The 4,092-nt window shown below is 61.1% G+C and carries 4 protein-coding genes; 3 read left to right on the forward strand and 1 reads right to left on the reverse strand.

All coding sequences use genetic code 11. The features are described from left to right. Positions 1-109: 109 nt before the first annotated feature. Both selD and mnmH read left to right on the forward strand, forming a co-directional pair. Positions 110-1,144 carry a selenide, water dikinase SelD gene (gene selD, locus F8N49_RS26085; protein ID WP_024013506.1) on the forward strand — a complete coding sequence of 345 codons (1,035 nt, stop codon included), beginning with the start codon at positions 110-112 and terminating at the stop codon, positions 1,142-1,144. Then, positions 1,144-2,247, forward strand: coding sequence for a tRNA 2-selenouridine(34) synthase MnmH (gene mnmH, locus F8N49_RS26090; protein ID WP_151553159.1), 1,104 nt, complete (start codon positions 1,144-1,146; stop codon positions 2,245-2,247). The genes selD and mnmH overlap by 1 nt, the downstream gene beginning before the upstream one ends. 134 nt (positions 2,248-2,381) lie before the next feature. Here the strand turns inward: mnmH and F8N49_RS26095 are convergent, their stop codons facing one another. Beyond that, positions 2,382-3,056 (reverse strand): hypothetical protein, encoded by a 675-nt coding sequence (locus F8N49_RS26095; protein ID WP_041477219.1) that lies wholly within the window; start codon positions 3,054-3,056, stop codon positions 2,382-2,384. 282 nt (positions 3,057-3,338) lie between these two features. On the opposite strand from F8N49_RS26095, the gene F8N49_RS26100 reads away from it, so the two are divergent. Further along, positions 3,339-4,037 carry a glutathione binding-like protein gene (locus tag F8N49_RS26100; protein ID WP_071172980.1) on the forward strand — a complete coding sequence of 233 codons (699 nt, stop codon included), beginning with the start codon at positions 3,339-3,341 and terminating at the stop codon, positions 4,035-4,037. Positions 4,038-4,092: the final 55 nt, after the last annotated feature.

A 4,092-nucleotide genomic window follows, 5' to 3' on the forward strand; every position in this document is an offset into this window, starting at 1 on the left:
TACAAATGTGGGAGCGAGCCCGCTCGCGAAGGGGCCGCTCGGTCAGCACAAAAATCTGCGCGCTCGCGCTCTGCTAGAATCCGCCCCATTCATTGCCAGAGACTCTCCCATGAGCGAGCCGATTCGTCTGACCCAATACAGCCATGGCGCCGGTTGTGGCTGCAAGATTTCCCCGCAGGTGCTGGAAGTGATCCTCGCCGGCAGCGGCGCACAGAACCTTGATCCAAAACTCTGGGTCGGCAACGCATCGCGCGATGACGCGGCGGTGTATGCGATCGATGCCGAGCGCGGTGTGGTGTCGACCACCGATTTTTTCATGCCGATTGTCGATGACCCGTTCGACTTCGGCCGCATCGCCGCAACCAATGCGATCAGCGATATCTATGCGATGGGCGGCGATCCGTTGATGGCGATCGCGATCCTCGGCTGGCCGGTGAATGTGCTGGCGCCGGAAGTGGCGCGGGAAGTGATTCGTGGCGGTCGCTCGGTGTGCGACGCGGCGGGCATTCCGTTGGCGGGGGGGCATTCGATCGATGCGCCGGAGCCGATCTTCGGCCTCGCCGTCACCGGGCTTGTGGAAAAGCGCCACATGAAACGCAACGACACCGCTACCGCCGGTTGCCTGTTGTACCTGACCAAACCGTTGGGCATCGGCATCCTCACCACCGCCGAAAAGAAGGGCAAGTTGCGCGCCGCCGACGTCGGTGTCGCCCGCGACTGGATGTGCACCCTGAACAAGCCTGGCAGCCGCTTCGGCAAACTCGCCGGCGTCACCGCGATGACTGACGTCACCGGTTTCGGCCTGCTCGGGCATCTGGTGGAAATGGCCGATGGCAGCCAGTTGACCGCGCGCATCGCCTACGACCGCGTGCCGCGTCTGGACAGCGTCGAGTACTACCTCGATCAGGGCTGCGTGCCGGGCGGTACGCTGCGCAACTTCGACAGCTATTCGAGCAAGGTTGGCCGCGTGCAGGAGTTGCACAAACGCGTGCTGTGCGATCCGCAGACCAGCGGCGGTCTGCTGATTGCGGTCACGCCTGAAGGCAATGACGAGTTCCTCGGCGTCGCCGCCGAACTGGGTCTGAACCTTGCGCCGATCGGCGAACTGGTTGAGCGACAGACGAACGCGGTCGAGGTGATTTGATGCTCCGCGACTGCACCGACTACCGCGATATTTTCCTCAACGACCGGCCAATGATGGATGCCCGCGCGCCGGTCGAGTTTCACAAAGGCGCGTTCCCCGGCGTGGTCAATCTGCCGCTGATGAATGATCTGGAACGGCAGAAGATCGGCACCTGCTACAAGCAGCATGGCCAGCAGGCGGCAATCGAGCTGGGCCATCAAATGGTGTCCGGCGCAGTCAAGGCCGAGCGCATCCAGGCCTGGGCCGACTTCGCCCGGGCTCATCCCGATGGTTATCTGTACTGTTTTCGCGGCGGTCTGCGCTCGCAGATCACCCAGCAGTGGCTGCGCGACGAGGCGGGCATCGATTATCCGCGCGTCGGCGGCGGCTACAAGGCGATGCGCAGTTTTTTGATCGACACCCTTGAGCAGGCCATCGCGCAGTGCGATTTCGTTTTGCTCGGCGGCATGACCGGCACCGGCAAGACCGAAGTGCTGGTGCAGTTGCGCAACGGTGTGGATCTGGAAGGCCACGCCAACCATCGCGGCTCCAGTTTCGGCAAACGCGCTACCGGGCAGCCGTCGAACATCGATTTCGAGAATCGCCTGGCGATCGACTTCCTGAAGAAACGCGATGCCGGGATCGAGCAGTTTGTGCTCGAAGACGAGAGCCGTGTGGTCGGCAGTTGCGCCTTGCCGTTGACGTTGTATCAGGGCATGCAGCAGTACCCGATGGTCTGGCTGGAAGATCGTTTCGAGCATCGCGTCGAACGGATCCTGCGTGATTACGTCATCGATCTGTCGGCGGAGTTTGCCTCCCTCCACGGCGACACCGGGTTTGCGCTGTTCTCCGAACGTCTGCTGGAAAGCCTCAACAACGTACAGAAACGCCTCGGCGGTGAGCGCCATTCGCGGATGCTGGTGTTGATGGAGCAGGCGCTGGCCGAGCAGGGCCGCAGCGGCGCGGTGGACCTGCATCGCGGCTGGATCGAGGGTTTGCTGCGTGAGTATTACGACCCGATGTATGTCTTCCAGCGCGAGAAGAAGGGCGGGCGGATCGAGTTTGCCGGAGAGCGGGGGGCGGTGATCGAGTATTTGCGTGGGCGGGTGAGCCAGAGGGTTTGAAGGCATTATCGCTGGCCCCATCGCGGGCAAGCCCGCTCCCACAGGTACTGTGGGTGTACAGGTAATTCATACACACCCTCATACCTGTGGGAGCTGGCTTGCCAGCGATAGGGCCGGGTCAGTCAATACAAAACTCAGGTCGGGCAAGTGTCCTTGCCGTTATCCAGCCCCTGCTTGTAGATATGGCTCTGCAGACTGGCCTTGCCGTTGTGCCACTTCAGGGTCAGCACATACAGCGAATCGAAGTCATCGCCGGCCCAGTCATCGGTGATCTTCTGCCGCTCGCCCACTGCGTTGCCGGCGACCTTGTTGATCAGATCCGGCAGATAACCGTGAGACCAGGCGGTGTAGATCGTCGAGTTGTGGTACTTCTCGTCCAGCAGCTCGCGGGCCAGATCGCTGGTGTCGTTGGCGGAGAACTCGATGTTCACCGGCAGGCCGAGCTTGATCGCGGCCGGGCTGATGGTCATCAGCGGACGAATGTAGCTGTAGGAATTGTCCAGCTCGCCTTCCTCGACGTTTCGCGTCGGGTTGGCGGCGAATACGTAATCGGCCTTGCCGAATTTTTCCGGCAGCAGCGTCGACAGGTCGATGGCGCGGTTCAGGCCCTGGCAGTTGAGCTGGCCGAGGCCGCCTTCGGGCTTTTCCGCGTGGCGCAGGAACACCAGCGTCTGCGTGCCGTCCGCCGGTTGGGCGCGGCTTTCGCTGGATTCGAGAGACAGAAAAAGCGCGCTGACTGCCAGCAGGGAGGGCAGGGCCACGTACGCGCGATGTTTGAAGCGTTTGGCGAAACTCATCAGGTTCGTCATCAATTCGAGGGTTCTTCAGCAAAATCGGTTAAGGCTGACAAACCTTGGCACCGCGGGCTCCCAGCACCGGGTGTTTCCCTGTCATGAACAGCTTCCTCTGCGAGAAAGGCATAACTCAGAGTCCTGTAACGCCGTTTGGTTCGTTCCAGGCCAGTGCGCAGCACTCTAGCGGCAACCTTTGCGGGCATGCAGGCAGGTTAGCGACAGGATGTTACGGTTCGTGTAGGCGCAGCGGCAGGCCTACTTTATGATCGGTTTTCAATTTGTGACTGGATGCTTCCAATGACCGATCTGTCTGCATTCCCGATTACTCAGAAATGGCCGGCGCAGTTCCCGGACTGGATTCAGCTCTACTCCCTGCCGACTCCCAACGGCGTCAAAGTGTCGATCATGCTCGAAGAGATCGGCCTGCCGTACGAGCCGCACCGCGTCGGTTTCGACACCAACGACCAGACTTCGGCAGAGTTTCTTTCGCTGAATCCGAACAACAAGATCCCGGCGATCCTCGACCCGCATGGCCCGGAAGATAAACCGCTGCCGCTGTTCGAATCCGGCGCGATCCTGATTTATCTGGCCGACAAGAGCGGCCAGTTGCTCGCTCAGGAAGGCGCGCTGCGCTACGAGACCATCCAATGGCTGATGTGGCAGATGGGCGGCATCGGCCCGATGTTCGGCCAGCTCGGTTTCTTCAACAAATTTGCCGGCAAGGATTACGAGGACAAGCGCCCGCGTGATCGTTATGTCGAAGAGAGCAAACGCCTGCTGAACGTGCTCAACACCCGCCTCGAGGGTCGCGACTGGATCATGGGCGAGCGTTACACCATCGCCGATATCGCCACGTTCCCGTGGGTGCGCAATCTGCTTGGCTTCTATGAGGCCGGGGATCTGGTCGGGATTCAGAATTTCCCCAATGTCACCCGGGTGCTGGAGCGGTTTCTCGCGCGCCCGGCGGTCATTCGTGGCCTGACCATCCCGTCCTGACTTTCAGTTGTACACATGCCCCCTGTGGGAGCTGGCTTGCTAGCGATGAAGCCAG

Origin of the sequence: Pseudomonas sp. GXM4 (assembly GCF_008923895.1) — a bacterium.
GTDB lineage: Bacteria > Pseudomonadota > Gammaproteobacteria > Pseudomonadales > Pseudomonadaceae > Aquipseudomonas > Aquipseudomonas atacamensis.